Source organism: Prevotella sp. DNF00663, assembly GCF_001553265.1.
Lineage (GTDB): Bacteria > Bacteroidota > Bacteroidia > Bacteroidales > Bacteroidaceae > Prevotella.
This window is the reverse complement of sequence record NZ_KQ960656.1, coordinates 1-1,782: the sequence shown is the minus strand read 5'-3', so window position 1 is coordinate 1,782 and position 1,782 is coordinate 1. Positions and strand designations below refer to the sequence as shown.

At 41.3% G+C, this 1,782-nt stretch carries 2 protein-coding genes; both read right to left on the bottom strand.

Going from position 1 to position 1,782, the window contains the following annotated elements; all coding sequences use genetic code 11:
* Positions 1 to 296: 296 nt before the first annotated feature.
* Positions 297 to 911 (bottom strand): hypothetical protein, encoded by a 615-nt coding sequence (locus tag HMPREF3034_RS10235; RefSeq protein ID WP_062435334.1) that lies wholly within the window; start codon positions 909 to 911, stop codon positions 297 to 299.
* A gap of 17 nt (positions 912 to 928) precedes the next feature.
* Positions 929 to 1,609, bottom strand: a complete 681-nt coding sequence (locus tag HMPREF3034_RS10230; protein WP_062435330.1) for a S24 family peptidase — start codon at positions 1,607 to 1,609, stop codon at positions 929 to 931.
* Between the last annotated feature and the right edge of the window lie 173 nt (positions 1,610 to 1,782).

Sequence of the window (1,782 nt, the reverse complement as noted above, 5' to 3'; positions counted from 1 at the left end):
TAAATGCTTTTTTTATCCCGAACTCGCGTATTTTTAGAAAAGTGGGGTTACAAAAGAGGGTTTTGAGGGGGTACGATACAAGGGGGTGAAGATACTATTTTTCTTGCGATATGCGTGTTTTTTGTTGCGATAGACCCACCCCAAATGCCATTACTTTTTAATACCTTACCTTATTAAATATCACTGTATCATTCTGTTTGCTGTTTTTGCGAGGGCTAAAAGAGGGGGATGGGTAAAAACGAGAGGGGGGGGAGAAAAGGGGGGCACTTGGATATTTTTACAGACCTAATGGCATATTACTGTTCTCGCTGCAACATAATGACTGTACCTGCGTCTATCCTCAACGGATAATTTTGTTCATAATCATCAAATCGAATCGAACTTTTACGTAGTTTTAGGTGCATATAATTATCTGTGTAATTTGTTACTTCAAAAGTATAGTAGAACCAATTACCTTCCCAAAAATACCATGCTTCCCGATTAACTTTTTCCGAGAAGTATTGCCAGTCAAGATTTGGCAGTAACGGCATCAAGTCGCATCGTATGTACAAATCCGCATTACCCGATGTGTGTCCTTGTACCTTAATCACCGATATATGGATTTTATCGTTTACATCAGAACCTATTAGGGCACATTGATTTTTAAGAACATCGTCACTCACATTTTCTATAAAGTAATAAGGCCCTGAGAAGGTATTACTAAATTTATCAGACCATACACAAGGAGAATTGTCATCCAATATTAGCCGAACGCCTTTTAGATTATCGGAAATAACCTTCCATTTTCCTTTAATGTCAGATGTGGTGATGTTTTGACTGTTCTTGCTTTCGTCTTGGCTATTCTCTGACGGATCTGAACTACAGGATACAACTGCAAGTACCACAATTAGTATAGAAAAAAGTTTTTTCATATTGCGATGATTATAAGTTAAACTAAACGGACGAGCCCGATAATGGTGCTGAGGGAGCGGATGTCGGACTTGGGAAGGTGGAATGGCTTGAAGCGTGGGTTTTCGGAAATACAGAGGATGGATTCTTGATCGTCTTCTGCTTCCTCCACTCGTTTGACGAGGGCACCCTGACTGGTGTCGAGGACGTAGATGCCACCCCATTGGAAGAAGAGTATGTCGGAAATTTTACGGCAAGCGATGATGTCGCCATTCTCATAGAGGGGGTGCATGGAGTCGCCTGAAACCCGGATGAGAAAGTTTGCCCCCTTCGCCTCAAACTCCGGGATTGAGTAGTGTTCGCAGTCTTCCATATATACGCCATCATTGTCGGCGGATGGGAAACCTGCCACGGCATCTATGGGAATAAGAGGGATGCCCCTCCGCTTATTGGAGGATTTGGGAGGTTCGGCAGACCTCTTATGGGCTTCTATTGGCTTGTCGAGGTCAGATTTAAGCATATTCCCTGTGCCTGTGAGGAGCCATTCGGAAGAGAGGTCTGTGTACACAGATAGGATATTTTCTATTTTATCAGAACCTATTGCTCCCCTGTTTTTCAAAGATTTTCCGAACGAGGCATTAGACATACCTATACTTCGCTCAAAGGCAGCTATTGTAATGCCCTTGCAATCGATATATTCCTTTATTCTTTCTAAAATCATAGCCTGACTTCTATTAAATTTTACAGAAAAATAGGAAATAATCTCATATTTATTTGGTTTATATTAGAAAATATCCTATCTTTGCAACGTGTTCCAATGGAACGTGCAGCCAAAAATACGAAAAATGGCCGAGATTAGCAAATGGAAAAGCCACACTAATTTGACCCACGCTG

What these genes read in the sequence shown, in the direction of transcription:
- HMPREF3034_RS10235 (WP_062435334.1), bottom strand. Translation starts at nt 911, where the DNA reads ATGAAAAAACTTTTTTCTATACTAATTGTGGTACTTGCAGTTGTATCC.
- HMPREF3034_RS10230 (WP_062435330.1), bottom strand. Translation starts at nt 1,609, where the DNA reads ATGATTTTAGAAAGAATAAAGGAATATATCGATTGCAAGGGCATTACA.